Source organism: Pantoea sp. GL120224-02 (assembly GCF_900215395.1).
GTDB lineage: Bacteria > Pseudomonadota > Gammaproteobacteria > Enterobacterales > Enterobacteriaceae > Pantoea > Pantoea communis.
Map to the genome: position 1 here is coordinate 50595 of NZ_OBEC01000008.1, position 17109 is coordinate 67703.

19 protein-coding genes and 1 pseudogene are annotated in these 17109 nt (G+C 52.5%); 7 read left to right on the top strand and 13 right to left on the bottom strand.

Going from position 1 to position 17109, the window contains the following annotated elements:
- Positions 1–150 precede the first annotated feature (150 nt).
- Positions 151–681, top strand: coding sequence for a sterol desaturase family protein (locus CRO33_RS15730; protein WP_058962012.1), 531 nt, complete (start codon positions 151–153; stop codon positions 679–681).
- Here CRO33_RS15730 and crtB read toward each other — a convergent pair.
- The 5 genes from crtB to CRO33_RS15755 are packed head-to-tail and all read right to left on the bottom strand — an operon-like array spanning position 620 to position 6384.
- Entirely contained in the window at positions 620–1549 is a 930-nt protein-coding gene (crtB, locus tag CRO33_RS15735) for a 15-cis-phytoene synthase CrtB (protein ID WP_097118745.1), read from the bottom strand. The two genes, CRO33_RS15730 and crtB, sit on opposite strands and share 62 nt — an antisense overlap.
- Positions 1546–3027, bottom strand: a complete 1482-nt coding sequence (locus tag CRO33_RS15740) for a phytoene desaturase (RefSeq protein WP_058962014.1) — start codon at positions 3025–3027, stop codon at positions 1546–1548. Before CRO33_RS15740 ends, crtB begins: the two co-directional genes overlap by 4 nt.
- Entirely contained in the window at positions 3027–4193 is a 1167-nt protein-coding gene (crtY, locus tag CRO33_RS15745; protein WP_097118746.1) for a lycopene beta-cyclase CrtY, read from the bottom strand. The genes CRO33_RS15740 and crtY overlap by 1 nt, the downstream gene beginning before the upstream one ends.
- Positions 4193–5464 (bottom strand): glycosyltransferase, encoded by a 1272-nt coding sequence (locus CRO33_RS15750; protein WP_097118747.1) that lies wholly within the window; start codon positions 5462–5464, stop codon positions 4193–4195. Before CRO33_RS15750 ends, crtY begins: the two co-directional genes overlap by 1 nt.
- A gap of 14 nt (positions 5465–5478) precedes the next feature.
- Positions 5479–6384, bottom strand: coding sequence for a polyprenyl synthetase family protein (locus tag CRO33_RS15755; RefSeq protein ID WP_097118748.1), 906 nt, complete (start codon positions 6382–6384; stop codon positions 5479–5481).
- Between the two features lie 241 nt (positions 6385–6625).
- Between CRO33_RS15755 and CRO33_RS15760 the strand changes: the two genes are divergently transcribed.
- The 6 genes from CRO33_RS15760 to CRO33_RS15780 all read left to right on the top strand — a co-directional run bounded on the left by CRO33_RS15760 (position 6626) and on the right by CRO33_RS15780 (position 10922).
- The gene (locus CRO33_RS15760; protein ID WP_097118749.1) at positions 6626–7567 is read left to right on the top strand and encodes a 2-hydroxyacid dehydrogenase; all 942 of its coding nucleotides are present in this window, start codon (positions 6626–6628) and stop codon (positions 7565–7567) included.
- A 117-nt stretch (positions 7568–7684) separates the two neighbouring features.
- Positions 7685–8866, top strand: a complete 1182-nt coding sequence (locus CRO33_RS15765; RefSeq protein WP_097118750.1) for an NAD(P)/FAD-dependent oxidoreductase — start codon at positions 7685–7687, stop codon at positions 8864–8866.
- Between the two features lie 119 nt (positions 8867–8985).
- Positions 8986–9495, top strand: coding sequence for a Gfo/Idh/MocA family protein (locus CRO33_RS24835; protein WP_237448818.1), 510 nt, complete (start codon positions 8986–8988; stop codon positions 9493–9495).
- A 29-nt stretch (positions 9496–9524) separates the two neighbouring features.
- Positions 9525–10010, top strand: coding sequence for a Gfo/Idh/MocA family oxidoreductase (locus CRO33_RS24840; protein WP_369682979.1), 486 nt, complete (start codon positions 9525–9527; stop codon positions 10008–10010).
- 100 nt (positions 10011–10110) lie between these two features.
- Positions 10111–10602 carry a GNAT family N-acetyltransferase gene (locus CRO33_RS15775; protein ID WP_097118751.1) on the top strand — a complete coding sequence of 164 codons (492 nt, stop codon included), beginning with the start codon at positions 10111–10113 and terminating at the stop codon, positions 10600–10602.
- A 101-nt stretch (positions 10603–10703) separates the two neighbouring features.
- On the top strand, positions 10704–10922 hold the full coding sequence (locus tag CRO33_RS15780; RefSeq protein WP_441339543.1) for a hypothetical protein: 219 nt from the start codon (positions 10704–10706) through the stop codon (positions 10920–10922).
- Positions 10923–10959: 37 nt separating this feature from the next.
- Here CRO33_RS15780 and mazF read toward each other — a convergent pair whose 3' ends face one another.
- From mazF to CRO33_RS15820, 8 genes and pseudogenes are all read right to left on the bottom strand, one after another.
- The gene (mazF, locus tag CRO33_RS15785) at positions 10960–11292 is read right to left on the bottom strand and encodes an endoribonuclease MazF (RefSeq protein ID WP_097118753.1); all 333 of its coding nucleotides are present in this window, start codon (positions 11290–11292) and stop codon (positions 10960–10962) included.
- Positions 11292–11537 carry an AbrB/MazE/SpoVT family DNA-binding domain-containing protein gene (locus CRO33_RS15790; protein ID WP_058961633.1) on the bottom strand — a complete coding sequence of 82 codons (246 nt, stop codon included), beginning with the start codon at positions 11535–11537 and terminating at the stop codon, positions 11292–11294. The genes mazF and CRO33_RS15790 overlap by 1 nt, the downstream gene beginning before the upstream one ends.
- A gap of 113 nt (positions 11538–11650) precedes the next feature.
- Positions 11651–12739 (bottom strand): mechanosensitive ion channel family protein, encoded by a 1089-nt coding sequence (locus tag CRO33_RS15795; RefSeq protein ID WP_097118754.1) that lies wholly within the window; start codon positions 12737–12739, stop codon positions 11651–11653.
- A gap of 279 nt (positions 12740–13018) precedes the next feature.
- Positions 13019–14527, bottom strand: coding sequence for a glycine betaine/L-proline transporter ProP (gene proP / locus CRO33_RS15800; RefSeq protein ID WP_097118755.1), 1509 nt, complete (start codon positions 14525–14527; stop codon positions 13019–13021).
- A 459-nt stretch (positions 14528–14986) separates the two neighbouring features.
- A pseudogene (locus CRO33_RS15805) lies at positions 14987–15451 on the bottom strand (Qnr family pentapeptide repeat protein); the annotation flags it as partial.
- A gap of 22 nt (positions 15452–15473) precedes the next feature.
- Complete coding sequence (locus CRO33_RS15810; protein WP_097118757.1) at positions 15474–15956, bottom strand: glutathione peroxidase; 483 nt, start codon at positions 15954–15956, stop codon at positions 15474–15476.
- 85 nt (positions 15957–16041) lie between these two features.
- On the bottom strand, positions 16042–16272 hold the full coding sequence (locus CRO33_RS24300; RefSeq protein ID WP_101749444.1) for a cytoplasmic protein: 231 nt from the start codon (positions 16270–16272) through the stop codon (positions 16042–16044).
- A 4-nt stretch (positions 16273–16276) separates the two neighbouring features.
- Positions 16277–17077 carry a YggS family pyridoxal phosphate-dependent enzyme gene (locus tag CRO33_RS15820; RefSeq protein WP_097118758.1) on the bottom strand — a complete coding sequence of 267 codons (801 nt, stop codon included), beginning with the start codon at positions 17075–17077 and terminating at the stop codon, positions 16277–16279.
- Positions 17078–17109 lie beyond the last annotated feature (32 nt).

Below are 17109 nucleotides of genomic sequence, written 5' to 3' on the forward strand. Positions count from 1 at the left end.
CCCCCGTGTGGACTACACGTGTAGTAATGTCGATGAGTATGGATGAAAACTCAACTGCCATCAATCCAACAAAAATAAACGTTATTGACTTGCCTCTCGACCTATCCGCGTCCACTTTTAAAGCCTCTGTTCAACACAAATGGATGCACGATGCTTTGGTTATGGAATACGCTGATCCTGCTGGCGTCAGTGGTGGTGATGGAAGTGGTGGCGGCACTGTCGCATAAGTACATCATGCACGGATGGGGCTGGGGCTGGCATTTATCACACCATGAACCGCACGACGGCAAATTTGAACTCAACGATCTCTATGCCGTGGTGTTTATGTTCTTGGCGATTGCGCTGATCTACATCGGCGTAAACGGTTACTGGCCGCTGCAATGGATTGGTGCGGGCGTAACCTTGTACGGCGCACTCTATTTCATGGTACATGACGGGCTGGTGCATCAACGCTGGCCGTTCCGCTATATCCCGCGCAAAGGTTATCTCAAGCGTCTGTATATGGCGCACCGCATGCATCATGCGGTGCGGGGCCGCGAGGGGTGCGTCTCATTCGGCTTTCTTTATGCGCCGCCTTTGCATAAGTTGCAGGCGGCGCTGCGACAGCGGCATAAATCCGTTAACGCGGACGCTGCCACAACCCCTCAGGACGCGACTCCGGACGAGTCAAACGTGAAGTAAGCGCCAAGCCAGCACCTTTCACCAGCAGCGCCAGTTTTTCGCCGCTGCTGGTGCGTTGTCGCGCATCCCAGGCATGTGCGCCTGCATGTTGCACCTTCACCCCAATTTCACGATAGACGCCGCGTGCAGTGGCGATGGCCCATGCGGAGCGCAGCGGCAATCCGGGTAAGCCGGAACGAGCAGAGTGATAATAGGGTTCTGCTTCGCTCACCAGTCGCGCGGCCAGTGGTGCCAGGGCAGCGCGATGTTGCGGATCGGCCAGATTCTGGCCGGTTAAGCCCGCTTGGTCCAGCCAGCTTTGCGGCAGATAGCAGCGCCCGTTCTGCGCATCTTCAACGATGTCGCGGGCAATGTTGGTGAGCTGGAAGGCGAGCCCCAGATCGCAGGCGCGATCCAGCACCGCTTCGTCACGGACGCCCATCACACGGGCCATCATCAGGCCCACCACTCCCGCGACGTGATAGCAGTAGCGCAGAGTATCGTCGAACGTCACGTAGCGCGCCTCACGCGCATCCATCGCAAAGCCTTCCAGGTGATCAAACGCCAACTGTGGCGGCAACTGGTGAATTAACGCCACCTCCTGGAATGCTTTGAACGCGGGTTCATCCATGTGCGCACCGCTGTAAGCACGGCGGGTTTCAATTTGCAGATGCAGCATGCGCGCTTCGGCATCTTCTACCACATGTTGTGTGCCGCCTTCGCCCAGCGTTTGTCCATCAATCACGTCATCGCAGTGGCGACACCACGCGTACAGCATCAGCGTGCTGCGCCGCGTGGGCGCATCGAACAGTTTCGCGGCCGTGGCAAAACTCTTTGAGCCGATCGCCATGGTCTGAGTCACTTGCTCTAGCAGGGGTTGGCGATTCATCCAGCGAGATCCTCCTGCATCAGTTGCGCAGTGGCTTTCGCCGAGCCAATCACACCGGGTACCCCGGCGCCGGGATGTGTGCCAGCACCAACCAGATAGAGGTTGGCGATATCCGCATCGCGGTTATGTGGGCGGAACCATGCGCTCTGCGTCAAAATCGGTTCCAGCGAAAACGCTGAACCCTGATGGGCATGCAGCGTGTCGCGAAAATCAAACGGCGTAAACATGCGGTGCGTCACCAGTTGCTGACGTAGTCCCGGCATATAGTGCTCCTCCAGATAAGCAAAAATGCGATCGCGTAAACGCGGTCCTTCCTGTTGCCAGTCGATCGCCGCCGTGCCGAGATGCGGCACCGGTGCCAATACATAGAAACTGCCACAGCCTGCCGGAGCCAGTGATGGATCGCTGGAGCAGGGTGCATGCAGATAAAGCGAAAAATCGTCTGAAAGCTGGCTGCTGTTAAAAATCTCGTCGATCAGCTCACGATAGCGCGGGCCAAAGCACACGGTATGATGCGCCAGCTGTGAATGCGGGTGATTCAGACCGAAATAGAGTACAAACAGCGAATTGCTCATGCGTTTACGTTTCAGTGAGGCCGCACGTTTACTGGCGGCAGGATGCCCACGCAGCAACCGATCATAGGTATGCACCACATCGGCATTCGACGCCACCGCATTAGCTGCAAACCGGCGACCATCTTTCAACTGTACGCCACTTATGCGATTGCCCTGGGTTTCAAGCTGACTCACTTCGGCGTTGAGCAACAATTCGCCACCCATGTCGGTAAACAGCTTAGCCAGGCCCTGCACCAGCGCTCCCGTGCCGCCACGTGGGAACCATACGCCCCATTCGCGTTCCAGCGCATGAATCAAGGTATAGATCGAGGACGTTGCAAAAGGATTACCGCCAACCAGCAGCGAGTGAAAAGAGAATGCCTGACGCAGGTGATCGTCCTGTATAAATTTTGCCACCATACTGTAAACGCTGCGCCAGGCCTGCAAGCGGCCTAACTGAGGGCCAGCATGCAGCATGTCACGGAAATGCAAAAAAGGCACAGTCCCCAACTTAAGATAACCCTCTTTGAACACCTCGCGTGAATAGGCGAGAAACTGCCGATAGCCTGCGACATCGGCCGGGTTGAAGCGGGCAATTTGCTGCTCCAGCAACGGTTGATTATTGTCATAGTCGAGCTGTTTGCCGTCTTCCCAGCATAAGCGATAGAAAGGCGTAACCGGCATCAATTCAACATAATCACTGAGCGATTTACCGGCCAGCGTAAACAGCGCTTCAATCGCTGTCGGGTCGGTGATCACTGTCGGTCCGGCATCAAAAGTAAAGCCCTGTTCCTGCCATGCGTAGGCGCGTCCGCCGGGTTTATCGCGCTGCTCAAGTAGCGTGGTAGGAATGCCAGCTGCCTGCAGCCGGATAGCCAACGCCAGGCCGCCGAAACCGGCGCCAATCACATAAGTACGTGTCATTATTTCTTCCCTGGTTTAGAAGAGGTCGTCATCAGTGCGCGCACCGCTTCGCCAATCGGCACCGGCGGTTTGCCACATAAAATGCGCGCTTTATCGCCGAGCTGGAGTTGCCCGGCGTAAAAGCGGCTGATTAATCCGGCATTCAGCCGATAAAAGCGCTGCATGACACGCCAGCGCTGGTCCGGGTGCCCGGCCAAGAACAGCATTCGATTGAGCAGCCGGAAAAAACGCTGTGTTCGCCACTGCTCGCGTGCAAACTGTTCGATGGCGCGACTGAGCGTTGTCGCATCACAGGGCAACAGTTGGGCAATGCGGTCAGCCAGCGCCAGTGCTGTGGGCAACGAGTAGCCCGTGGTGGCGTGAAACAAACCGGCGCGCAATCCACTGCACGGTTGACCACGCTGTTGCAGCCAAAAGGCATCAATATCGCCACTCAATGTTATTGGCAGTGAACCTTGCTCCTCACGCAGCAGAAGGCTCAAGCTCCAGTGATGCGCTTTGGCGTAATCGGCGATATTCAGCCGCGCGGTGTGCTCTGTCAGCGTGGGCTGATTAATGTAGTGCGTATCTTCAATTAAAAGACGATCTGTACTCAGCGGTAAGGTGTAAACAAAGCGGTAGCCCTGTTGTTGATCCACTGTCGCATCCATCAAGATCGGTTGTGTTAAACCGTGAGGCCTAGCCAGATGCCACTCCTGACCGATAAAGGCTTGATAGCCGAGTTGCAGATGCGGCGTGTGTTGCAGGCCGCGACCATCAATCACCACCGCAGCATGCAGTACGCGATGGTCGTCCAGGGTGACCTGAGTGGGGCGCACCTCATTCACCGGGGTATTGATCCAGAGATCATCCGCCATGACCTCATAAAGCCGTTGGGCAAAATCTGCAGAGGTGATTGAGCAATATTCTCCGCTGAGATTGCGGCGCAGTGTAGGGAATCGCACCTGATAGCCGGGCCAGCGGTGGGCAATCAACGGTTGCAGCCACTGTAGCTGATTGGGGCTGAGATCGTCCTGATGAAAGGACCAGGTATGATTACCTGCCGGATGCGCGTGACTTTCCAGCATCAGAATGCGCAACTGGGGTTGGCGCTGACGCAGCTTCAGCGCAATCAAGCCATTAGCCAGGCCGGCCCCCACTAAAATCACGTCATAATTCTCGGGCATCAGGTCGCCTCCGCCAGCACAACACGGTGTTGCCCCAATGCCTGCTCAACGATATCAGCGGCGCGCTCGCAACCGCCTGAGCGCTGCAGCTGCGCCTGAATCGGCGAGATACGCAGCCGATAGCCGTCATCCGTCAACAGTTGCTGCAGGTGCTGCTCCAGCTGATGCACGCGGCTAAAGCGAGACGCGCGATGACCGACACCGTGCCAGGCAATACGTGACGCCACGCCGGGTTGGTCAAAGGCCAGCGGCAGCGCCAGCATCGGGGTGCCCCATTCCAGTGACTCTAACGTGCTGTTGAGTCCGGCATGGGTGATAAACAGCTGCGCATGTTGCAGCGCGGCTGGCTGATCGAGAAAATCCGTCACCCACGCCGCACCGGCGCGCTTAAGCTGCTGCACCTGATTGGCGTCCAAACCGCCACAATGGGCAATCACCAACGAGAGCTGCTGGTTGCGGCACGCTTTTGCCAGATGCAGGAACAAGCGAAAACGATGACCTTGCAAGGTGCCAAAAGAGGCATAAACCACCGGCTGTCGCAATTCTGGCCAGGGCGCGCTGGCACTGCGGGGAGGATTCGATGCCTGCAGCAGACCCACAGCGTGAAAATGGCTGGGCAGATGCTGGCGCGGAAAATCAAATGCCGGAACGAGTTGGCTAATCTGCGCCAGCGGTGACAAACATTGATGCAGGCTGTGGCGATCGGGTAAACCCCATCGTTGCGCATGGTGGCTGATCACCGCGCCATGGCGCTGCATCAGGCGATCATAAATATCCTGACTGGCCTGAAAACGTTGCAGTGATTTTTCATCCTGACCAAAGCGAAACGGCATCACCGCCAGCGGTATGCCAGGCTCGCGATTCACCGGCAGCGCGCAGGCCACTGAAACAAAGGGAAGGTGCAACGCTTCTGCCACTAAGCCACCCGCCGCTTCCATCTGATCGGCAATCACACCATCGACTTGCAAAGAGGTTAAACGCGCAGGCAGTTCACGACACAACATATCGGTGCTGGCGGCGATATCACTGATTACCCGCCATAACGAAAGGGGCGAGGCCAGATGCTGTAACACCCGTGCCAGAGAACCGGCGGGATGGCTGCGCTCACCTACGGTGCTGAATCCTATACATTCATCCGTTAGCAGGAGACGTGCATCATCCTGTTGCACAAAGGTGATGCGATGACCGCGCGCAATCAGCGTCTGTGACAACGCCTGCAGCGCGTGAAAATGGCTATACAGTGGCGGCGCAATCACGGCAAAGTGCCCCATCGGCAGTCCCGCGATCAGTGAAACATCGCCAGCTGTTGATTAAACAGGGCGTGCATATATTGGCGGGTCGCTATGCCACGATGGCAGGCGCAGGCGAGGTGCGCATCGGCACTGCGCAGATGTTCACGCAAGCGGCGCTCAGCACCTTCAGAACCGAGCATCTGTACAAGCGTCGATTTACCCTGATCCTGATTAATGTCCTTGCCGGTGTGTTTGCTGCCGTCGGCGAGATCATCGAGCAATTGGAAAGCCTGACCCAAATCCTGCGCGAAATAGCTGAGCTTCTGGCGCATAGCGGGGGTTGCTTCCGCGGCAATCGCCGCCATTTGCAAGGTGGCTCGGAACAGCACGCTGGTTTTGAGTTCATTGGTTAATGCGACGGCTTCCGGGCTACGCGATTGCGCGCCCTGATGCAGATCCTGGAATTGACCCTGCACCAAACCTTGTAAACCCACGGCAGAAGAGAGTTCGGCAATCGCCTCTGATTTCTGCAGGGCGGCTAAACCTGGCGCAACGGCGATCACTTCAAAGGCGCGGCTCAGCAGGGCAATCGCCGCCAGAATCGCCACGCTTTCGCCAAATTCGCGATGCACCGTTGGGCGCCCGCGTCGCATCTGAGCATTGTCCATGCATGGAATATCATCGAGGATCAACGACGCGGCATGCACCATTTCAACTGCGCAGGCGAGATCAAGAATGCCCTGTTGCGATGCTTTGCTGCCCATATCTCGCGCAGCCAACAGCAGCAGCAGTGGACGAATGCGTTTACCCGGTGCCAGTGCACCGGCGCGCATGGCGGCACGAACTTGATCGCTCGGCTGACCCGCAGGCAGCAGTTGCTCAAGATGCGTCTGCAATAATTGCTGCAAAGAGTGTAGTTCGTGTTCCGGGCTTGCGGTGATGTCGACATGGGCGGTCATAGCGGCTTTCCATGGTAAGTTGAATTGTTATGGTTTTTTTATTAACCGTAGACTGCGTAAGGTGAGTTCGCCAGCGCGCTCAACGCATTACGGTAAAAACAGATCCGAAATAAAACCTGATTCTCCACCAGGATTCATTGCACTTTCCCCGTGATCGTATTAGCGAAAAAAGTAACAAGGGTGCCGTAACATAAATTCATCCGGTAGTCTGAAACGACACGCTTATCCATCCAGGAAAATAATGATGTCTTCGCAACCTCATATTCTGATTATTCAGCCACTGATGCCGCAGCTGGACGAAAAACTCTCGCAACATTTTCATTGTCATCGTTTATATAATGAGCAGGACCCTGCGCTATTTCTTCAGCGCCAGGGCAAAGAGATTCAAGGCATAGTGACCCGCGGTGACGTGGGGGTAGAAACGTCGATTCTGGAACAGGTGCCGGCCTGTAAAGCGATTGCGGTGTTTGGGGTGGGAACCGATCGTATCGACCTGAATTACACCGCTGCACATGATATTCAGGTGAGCATCACCAGCGATATTCTTACCGATGATGTCGCCGATTTAGCCATGACGTTGACCTTAGCTTTTTCACGCAACCTGGTGGCCAATCATCAGTTCGCCCGCTCTGGCGCGTGGGAAAATACCGCTACTTCACTTTCCAGTAAAGCCAGCGGGAAACGCATGGGCATTGCGGGTTTGGGTGCGATTGGTCTTGCGATTGCCCGGCGTGCTGAGGCATTCGGTATGGAGATCGCTTACATCGCGCGCAGTCAAAAAGAAGTGCCTTACCAACGCTGTGAGAACATAGAACAGCTGGCGGCGTTCAGTGATTTCCTGGTGCTGGCGCTGCCGGGTAGCCCGGAAAATATCCAGCTGGTGGACGCAAAAGTGCTGGCGGCGTTGGGGAAATCGGGTGTGCTGATCAACATTGCACGCGGTACGGTGGTGAATGAAAACGATCTTATCCAGGCATTGCAGCAGGGTGTGATAAAAGGCGCCGCGCTGGATGTTTTCCCACAAGAACCGATTATTCATCCTGCGCTGCGTGAATTAGATAATGTGTTATTAACCCCACATATTGCGAGTGCCACCCATGAAACCCGTGAAGGCATGGCGAATAATGTGCTGAAGAATTTGCTGGCCTATTTCTCAAATGGGAAAATGCTGACAACGATATAAATTTATTCTCTGGCATCAGAGGATTTTCTTATATCCTGCGCAGTAAGCGTTATATAGCAATTGCAATCTCTGCCGATGAACGTTGTTATGATAGGGCTATTCATTCAGGAGCCATTCATGACAACTCAAAAGATTGCGATAGTGGGCGGCGGCGTCATCGGTTTAGCGGTGGCGCGCGCATTAGCCTTGCAGGGCGTACAGGTTACGATTTTTGAGCAGCAGCATATTGGTGCCGGCACCAGCAGCACCACCTTCGCCTGGGTCAACTCCAATGGTAAACAACCCCTCAGTTATCACCAGCTCAATGCCCTCGCTATGGAAGAACATACTCGTTTGCAGCTTTCGCAAACCAATGGTCTGCGCTGGCTGGAAACCTGTGGTACCTGGGAGTGGGCGTCAGAAGGCGAGGCGCAGCAGAGGCTACTGCGGCGTGTTACCTCCCTGCAATCGCTGGGTTATCCCGCGCATGAGGTGACACCGGATGCGTTGCAGCGTGAAGTGCCGGATCTGCGTTCACAGGCGGTAAGTGGCAGCGTCTGGCATTTCCCAACGGAATCGGTATTGCATCCGACGCTGTATCTCTCGCGACTCTGGTCTGAAGCGCGTGCCAATGGGGCGGTATTGCATCAACAACATGCGATTGAACGTCTTAGCGAACAAGCTGATGGCGTCACGCTGCATCTGGTAAACGGTGAACAGTGGCAGGGTGATCACGTGGTGATTGCCACCGGGCGCTGGGCCAATCAACTGCTTAACACCCTTAATCTTGATTTGGCGCTGCTCGATACCAGCAAACCCAACGCGGTGGCCTGTAGTTTCCTGGCACGCACGGCGCCACAGCCGCTCTCGCTGGCAACCAATTTAATCTCTCCTCAGCTCAACGTGCGCCCGGATGGCGGCGGGCGGTTGTTATTACAAGCACTGGAACTGGACGATCTTGCCGATCCTGCCTCGCCACCTTCGCTCCATGGCGATATTGCCCAGCAGTTCCGCGATCGCTACCACGCGTTGTTTGCAGATGCAGGCGAATTGCAGATTGAGAACATTGTGATTGGTCAACGCGCCAGACCGGCGGATGGATTACCTGCCATTGGCTACGTCACGCCTCATCAGCGTGTATATGTTGCAGTGACACACAGTGGAATCACATTGTCACCGTTGATTGGCAAGCTGGTGGCGCAGGAACTGGTGCAGGATCAGGCCAGTGAGTTACTGGCAGATTTCCGCCCTCAGCGATTGTTAGGCAAAAACGCCAGTGACTTTGCACCGATTAAGCGCAACTTCCCTGCGGCACAGTAAAGCCATTTTTCCTAAAAATGATATTTTTGTGCCATTTTTGCGTGAGCGAGCAGTTTTAGTTGTTGCGATTATGTTATTACTGATTGCCTTACCACCCTCCTCTATCACAAGGAGGCAGCATGAAAATCGGTATCGTGGGCTATGGAACGGGCGGCAAACACTTTCACGCGCCATTCATTAATGCGGCTGAGGGCGTGGAGTTAGCGGGCATCGTGGCGCGTGCGCCAGCCACTATTGCACGCGTGAGAGCGGATTTTCCCGACATTCCGATCTATGCCAGCCTGACCGACATGCTGGTGGCAGGTGTCGATGCCGTCACGATCACGACACCACCGCAAACGCGCCGCGAACTGGTGCTGGAAGCGATTGCTGCGGGTGTGGCGGTGATTGCCGACAAACCCTTTGCACCCGACGCGAAAACGGGGCGTGAGTTGGCCAATGCCGCGAAAGCGAAAGGCGTCGTACTGAGCGTGTATCACAACCGTCGTTTTGACCATGATGTGCGCACGCTGAAAAAACTGATTGAGCAAAATCGCGTGGGAAAAGTGTGGCGTTTGCATAATCGTATGGATTTTACGATGCCAATACCCTCGAAGGCGGCGAAACTGGCGGCCTGCTGCGTGATTTAGGCAGTCATATTGTTGATCAGGCGCTGTTCCTGTTGGGTCCGGTAAAATCAGTTTATGCTCAGCTGGATATTATCGACCTGCCGGAAGGGCCGACCGACGCCAGTTTTGTGCTGACGCTCACTCATCAAAACGGGACTAAATCCTATCTTTCCGCCACCAAACTGAATCGCTTTGTTTGCCGTGAGTTTCGTCTGTATGGCGATGCCGGTAGCTTTGTTTCACAAGGGACGGATGTGCAGGCGCAGGCCATTTTTGCGGGCCAGCGTCCGGCGGACGATCGGGATGCATGGGGCAATGAGCAGCCTGAGTGCTGGGGCACACTTAATACGCCGCAAGGCTCAGAACGGGTGCCTTCTGAACAAGGTGCCTATCACGCCTATTACGAAGCTTTTGCTCAAGCGGTACGCGATGGCAGTGAGCCTCCGGTGACGCCAGAGCAGGCGATTGAAGTCCTGGCGGTACAGGATGCTGCTTTTGTTAGCGCACGTGAAAATCGGGTTGTGGAAGTGATTTAAACGGTAGCGCTGCAGCAATGCAGCGCTCTATTCTCTTAACCTTTCCCCATGACACCCTGCTAATATGGCGCTCACGAGATGTTATGTTTAGAGGTCTGTTGTGTCGAATCTAAAGTTTCGAAGTGCCACCTTAGCCGATGTTGATCGCTGCTATGCCATTGAAATTAATGCCTACGAAGGCGATGAGGCTGCCACGCGCGAAAAAATCGCAACCCGTATCGCACAGTATTCTCAAGGGTTTATGTGCCTTGAAAACGAGGGTCAAGTCATTGGCTTTATCAATGCAGGTTGCGCCTGGGATGTGGTGATGTCAGATGAGGAATTTAAGGAGTTAATCGGGCACGATCCTGCAGCACCTAACGTGGTGATTATGTCAGTGGTGCTCGATCCGGCCTATCAGGGCAAAGGGTACAGCACACTGATGATGCAACAGTTCATCAAGCTTATGAAGCAGATGGATAAACAGACCATCCATTTGATGTGCAAAACCCATCACGTTGATCTGTATAAGAAGTTCGGCTATCAGTACATCAAACCTTCGGCGTCCGATCACGGCGGCATGGCGTGGCACGAGATGCTGATGACGCTGTGATTATTTTTTAACCAAAAAGAATTCATCACCTGATCGCGATCATAAAATTACGCTGAAAACTGCTCAACCATGTCAGTTAAATCACATGCAACGAGGAGGTTATGATGCGTACTACACTGATGACCTTGCCGGAGGTGGCGCGCTATCTTGGCGTGCCCTCCGCCACTTTAGCCTGTGCGATTTGCAATCGTGGCACGCTAGAGAAAGTCCCGCTACCCGCCGCGGCTGACGATACCGCGCCGTTGTCCTGCCGCTGCTGGACGCCACAAGATGTCCGCCAGTTCAGGCTGGCGATGATGCGGGCGCGGCGTGGGCACTGAAGAACAACTGGCGGCTTCAGGCTGCAAGTTTTCGTGCTTATCCAATCAGCGCTTTCGCCTTGGCGCGAATCTCAGCCAGTTCATTCGATGTGACATGGCTTTTTTTCACCACTTTTCGGGCGTGCCAGTCAATGCTGGTCACCTGATCAGCCAGCGCGACACTCTCACGTGCGCCTGACAAGTTGACTTCAAAGGGATAACCCTTGGCCTGAGTGGTGCAGGGAACGCAAAGCAGCATGCCCACTTTGTTGTTATAGGCAAAAGGACTGAGGACGACAGCAGGGCGATGTCCACCCTGCTCGTGCCCCAGTGTAGGGTCAAAATCCAGCCAGATCAGGTCTCCGGCATCGGGTACAAAACGTGAAACCATTAGAGCAATTCCTTGCCAACTGAAGGTCCAAAATCAATTTTTTCATGGACGTTATCTTCAGTGATGCCGTCCAGTAGAGCGTCAAGGGAATACTCCTTTTCTCTCACCGGGACAAGTATCAATTTGCCATCTTCCACGCTGAGTTCCAGTTTGTCGTCAACACTGAGCGCAGCAGATTGCATTACGCTGGCAGGGATGCGGATTGAAGGACTATTGCCCCATTTTTTTAACGTCACCGTGGTCATAACCAACCTCCTGCGAAATGTCGATACACTGTATATCATCGTTAAGGTTGATACAACGTAGATACGTCATTACCGCTTGAGCTGCCACCTTTAAACGCAGGAAAGCGTATCATCTAAGATAACGTTTTCGTGCTATTAGATACTCCAGTCTCGGTCAACGTCGCCCGCACATGAGGAAGACTCTGCGGGTAATTCTGTTGAATAAACTCAATCATCTTCTCACGCACATAGCAGCGTAAATCCCAGGCGGTTGGGGAGTTTTGTGCGGTCATTAATAAACGAATCGTCATGGTTTTGTCCGTAGTATCAGTCACCTGAAGCACCTGCGTTTGTTGATCCCAAAGTTTGGTTTCGCTGAGAACTTTTTCAAAATGCTGACGGAGTGGCTCTAATGGCATCGAATAATCGAGGTAAAGAAAAACCGAACCTAATATTTGGGCATTATTGCGTGTCCAGTTCTGGAAGGCGTTTTCGGTAAAATAGGTAATTGGCAGCACCAGACGGCGCAGGTCCCAGATACGTACTACAACATAGGTCAGGTTGATCTCCTCAATCCAACCCCATTCATTTTCAACCACAACCGCATCATCAATTTTGATCGGTTGTGTGAAAGCGATCTGAATGCCAGCAAACAAATTAACCAGTGATTTCTGCAATGCAAAACCGATAATGATGCCGGCCACCCCAGCTCCGGCGAGGATAGTGGTGCCGAATTTTCTCACGCCGGGAATGCTGATAAGAATTAGAGAAAGGCAGAATGATACAAGGAGGACAATCGCGACCTTTTTGACATAAATGATCTGGGTGCGAATCTTCCTGGCGCGCAGGTTGTTTGACAGATTAATATCATAGCGAATAAATAGCATGTCCTGCGCGACGTTGGTCAATCTTATTAAAATCGAGCACAATGACAATATTATGAAAACATTCAGCGTGGGGGTAATGAACGAAAGCGAATCGGGGTGAATATTTACATACTCGGCTCCGACGTTGATTAACATCAGTGGAATAAATAGAAACATTGAACCACGAAGATGCTTCTCAAGTGATTTGAATAATTTCCTGTCGCGATCCTGCCAGTAACGTATAAACCTAAGAAGTAAAAATCGAGCCAGAAATCCCGCGACAAGCGAGAGAGTGACAAGTAACACAGCAGGCACCCATGAAGGGGCGTCAGATAACTCATCAAATATCGATGGCATTATTTTCCCTCATTCTCTGCTGACAATATATCATTGTCAGGTAAATTACATATTCAGTAACCGTTGTCTATCCGGTTATCTGCTAACTATCTATTCGCTAATAATGAAATTAATTTAATACCCATCATTGATTCTGATGAAAACAATTTCATCATTATCGAGTTTTAATTAAAAATAGTGAATAAACCAACTCACTGAAAGTATAGACGATAATAAGTCTTCTGTGTCAGGAAGAGCGATTGAGGGGGGAATCCGCTGCCCTGAGGCAGCGGCTGTTATTTATTGCGTGATTTCGGGGTGCTGAGCAACTAAATTGCGGCGTTTATTTTTCAACTCCTCAATTTGTTCATCAATATCCTCGATGCGCTGCTCAATGCCATCATGATGCTCCTGCAGCAACTCTTTGGCTTCTTCAAGCGAGGAGGCAGCTGGGGTGTCACCATAGAGCGGTTTGTTAGCGGTTTCCCTCACGGTAAAACCGGTCACCACACCGATCGCACCCACTACCATCAGATACCATGCCGGCATATAAAGGTTGCCTGTCACTTCCACTAACCAGGCGGTAAGGGTAGGGGTAATACCCGCAACCAAAATGGAGATGTTATAGGTGCTGGCCAACGCGCTGTAACGCACTTCTGTCGGGAATAACGCGGGCAGGGTCGAGGCCATCACGCCAATCAGACAGTTGAGTATGACCGCCTGAATCAACAATCCGAAAAAGAGTGCGACTAAACTGTGATGAGTAATCAGCATAAAGGAGGGAATGGATAACAGCACCATTGCCACGCTACCAATAATGATAAACGGACGACGTCCAAATTTATCACTGAGTAATCCCATCACCGGTTGCACAAACAGCATCGCCAGCATGATAACGACAATGATTAAAACGCCACGGTCTTCTGAATAGTGCAGATTGTGGGTCAGGTAACTCGGCACATAAGTCAGCAGCATGTAATAAGCCACGTTGGTGGTGATAACGATGCCGATGCAGGAGATCAGATTTCGCCAGTGTTTGCGTGCAATCTCTTTGAAAGGAACAGAAGGGCCTTCACTCAAACCTTGCTTGGAACCTTCTTCCAGTGAATCCACATGTTTCTGGAATGCTGGGGTCTCTTCGAGCGCATGACGCAGGTAAAGGCCGACTAAACCTAATGGCAACGCCATAAAGAAGGGGATGCGCCAACCCCAGTCATTGAAGGTTTCCTGGCCCAGGATCGTGGTGAGCAGCACAACCACACCGGCGCCACAGACGAAGCCAACCAGCGAACCAAAATCAAGCCAACTGCCTAAAAATCCGCGTTTACGATCGGGTGAGTATTCCGCCACAAAGATTGAAGCACCGGTATATTCGCCTCCCACCGAGAATCCCTGAACCATTTTTGCAATCAGCAGCAAGACCGGCGCCCAGAGGCCGATGGTGGCATAGGAAGGAATAAGTCCGATACTGAAGGTGCTGAAGGTCATCAATATGATGGTGATGGCCAGAATCTTCTGACGGCCGTATTTATCACCCAATACGCCAAAGAACATTCCCCCTAGCGGACGAATGATGAACGGAACCGAGAATGTGCCCAAAGCGGCGATGATCTGAATGCCAGGCGAGGCACCCGGGAAAAAAACTTTGCCTAAAACGGCTGCGACATAGCCGTATACCCCAAAATCAAACCACTCCATGGCATTACCCAGAGCGGCGGCGGTAATCGCCTTCTTGAGACGAGCATCATCAATGATTGTCACGTCCTTCAACCGCATCGGTTTAACCTTTTTACGTCTTAAACTAAGCATTCCCATTCCCTTAAAAATCAATTACTTTTGATTGATATCTAGTTATAAACAAACAGTAAAACGTCATAGTGAACCCAGCAAAAGCTCATGATCCTGATACAGCATAGACATAAATTTACAATTTGCCGGGAGAAACCCCGATTTAGCGGCTTTTTTAGGCTGACGTATATAAGTAATCGCGAAGATTTGAGACGTAAGGACGGGCGTTCTCAGTGGGCAAGACGGACTCACTGATGCTGGTTAAGCTCACAGGCCCCTAGGCATCGTCACTGCGCCTTCATTCCGTGACAGGAGTGAAGGCAACACGATGGGGTGAATAGTATTTGGTCGACCATGCCAGACAATCGACCTTGTGCTGATGACTAGCGGTATTGCCATAATATGTTGTTTACTGGCAGTCCGTATTCATTCACTCAAGCAATGCGATAAATTTAAAATGAGTGGTTAACATGCAGCTTATTAATTAACAACCGAGATGCCAAGATGCTGCAATATTAATGAGGCCTGGTAGTTGTCCAGCTTCACGCCCTGCATATCAACTTCACGCACATCGATTTCACCTAGCTCCGAGTTAGTCAGATCGCAATAAGTGAAATTGGCGGAAGGCCAGTCAAATGAAGAAAACTCACCGCCTGAGAGATCTGAACCACTGAATGTTGCGCCCAGAATATGAGTGCCAATCCAGCGGTTATCCCATAGCTCGCACTTCTCTAATACCACCTTGGATAAATTGGCGTAGCTGAGGTTTGTTTTGGTGATGTATGCACTGCAGAACCAGGTACGGGTTGTAATCATGTTCATGAAACTGGCACCGCGAAAATCGGCACCTTGTGCCATACAGCTACGAATCTCAATACCCAGCGCACTAACGTTTCTAAAGTCCGCCATGGAAAGATCGCAATTATTAAAGATGGCATCTTTCAGCGCGAATGACGCTCAGGAATGATTAGATTTCAAGTGCAGCTATAATCGCAGATTCCATTTTCTCTGGCGTGGTGAACGGTGCAAAACGCTTAATCGGTTTGCCGTCGCGTCCGATGAGGAATTTAGTGAAGTTCCACTTGATCCTACCGCCCAGCACGCCGGGTAATTCGTTTTTCAGATAACTAAACACCGGATGCGTAGCCGCTCCGTTGACCTCCACCTTCTCGAACATCGGGAAGCTTACACCGTAGTTAATGTGGCAGGTTTGCGAGATCGCGTCGGCATCACCGGGCTCCTGCTTACCGAACTGATTGCAAGGGAACCCCAGCACCATCAGCCCCTGGGCGGCATACTTCCTATAAAGCGTTTCAAGGCCTGCGTACTGTGGCGTGAAGCCGCAATGGCTGGCGGTGTTCACCACCAAAACCAGTTTGCCAGCGTAATCCGCCATTGAGATAAGCTGGCCGCTCAGGCTGGTGGCGGTAAGTTGATGGAAGGTGGTCATGTTGGCTTCCTTAAAGCAGAAAACAGTTCGACGTCGACATTACCACGTTGCTTGAAGGCGCTGCGTGTCGACTGTCGCGATAGATTTATGCCTGGCGGTAAAGCTTTTCACTGCTTATAAGTTTGATACCCGTAGGGCTACTCTCAAGAATACGTTTTTCCTGATCCGAAACCCATCTGACAGTAGACCATCCCTCTTCGGCAGATAGTGCGCTCTGAATTTTTGTGATGAGTGCATCGGCCTGATGACTTTCACAGTCAAGATTACCGACCAGGTTGTTATTGAGGTACACGCTGAGGCGGTGTGTCGTGATCATTGCCTTAGTTTCCTGTTGGCCAGAAGTGATCATCTGGGAGCGATCGGGCACCAAAAATGGCCTGACCTACGCGCACAACATCGGCGCCTTCTTCGATAGCGATTTCGAAATCACCCGACATCCCCATCGACAGCTGCAAATGGCCATACACATCAGCAAGTCCATCGCGCAGTTTCCTCAAACGGATAAAGCAGGCCCGCACACGATCGGCATCTGAGCTGAATTCTGCCAATGTCATCAGCCCCTTAATATGCAGATTCTTGAGCGGACTTAGGTGCGCCATGAAGTTCGCCACCTTTTCAGGAACCAAACCATATTTGCTCGGTTCAGCAGAGGTATTCACCTGCACAAACACCTCCAGCGTGCGGCCTTCAAGCTGTAAACGCCGATCCAGTATCACTGCCGTGTTGAGTGAGTCCAGAGCTTGAAATTCACTGGCAAATCTGGCAACCAGTTTGGCTTTGTTGGACTGAAGATGACCAATCACAGACCATTTCAAGTCAGTGAGATCTGACATGGCCTGCGATTTCCCCCATGCTTCCTGCACTTTGTTTTCACCCAGCAACTTACATCCGGCCTGATGCGCCAGACGGATATGGTTTTCATCCATGGTTTTACTGACGGGTAGCAGGCGAACGTCGGATACATCACGCCCCGCGCGCAGGCAAGCTGCATCGATTCGGGATTGCACGGCGGCCAAATTGTCGATGAAATCCTGCACACTCTCTGCGCGAGGCCAACGATTATGCATGTCGTGACGGGGCTGAGTGTCAGGATTTAAGGTTCTGATTTCGGTGTTTTTCATGGCGTATAGACAAGCGCTCAGCAGTCAATTAA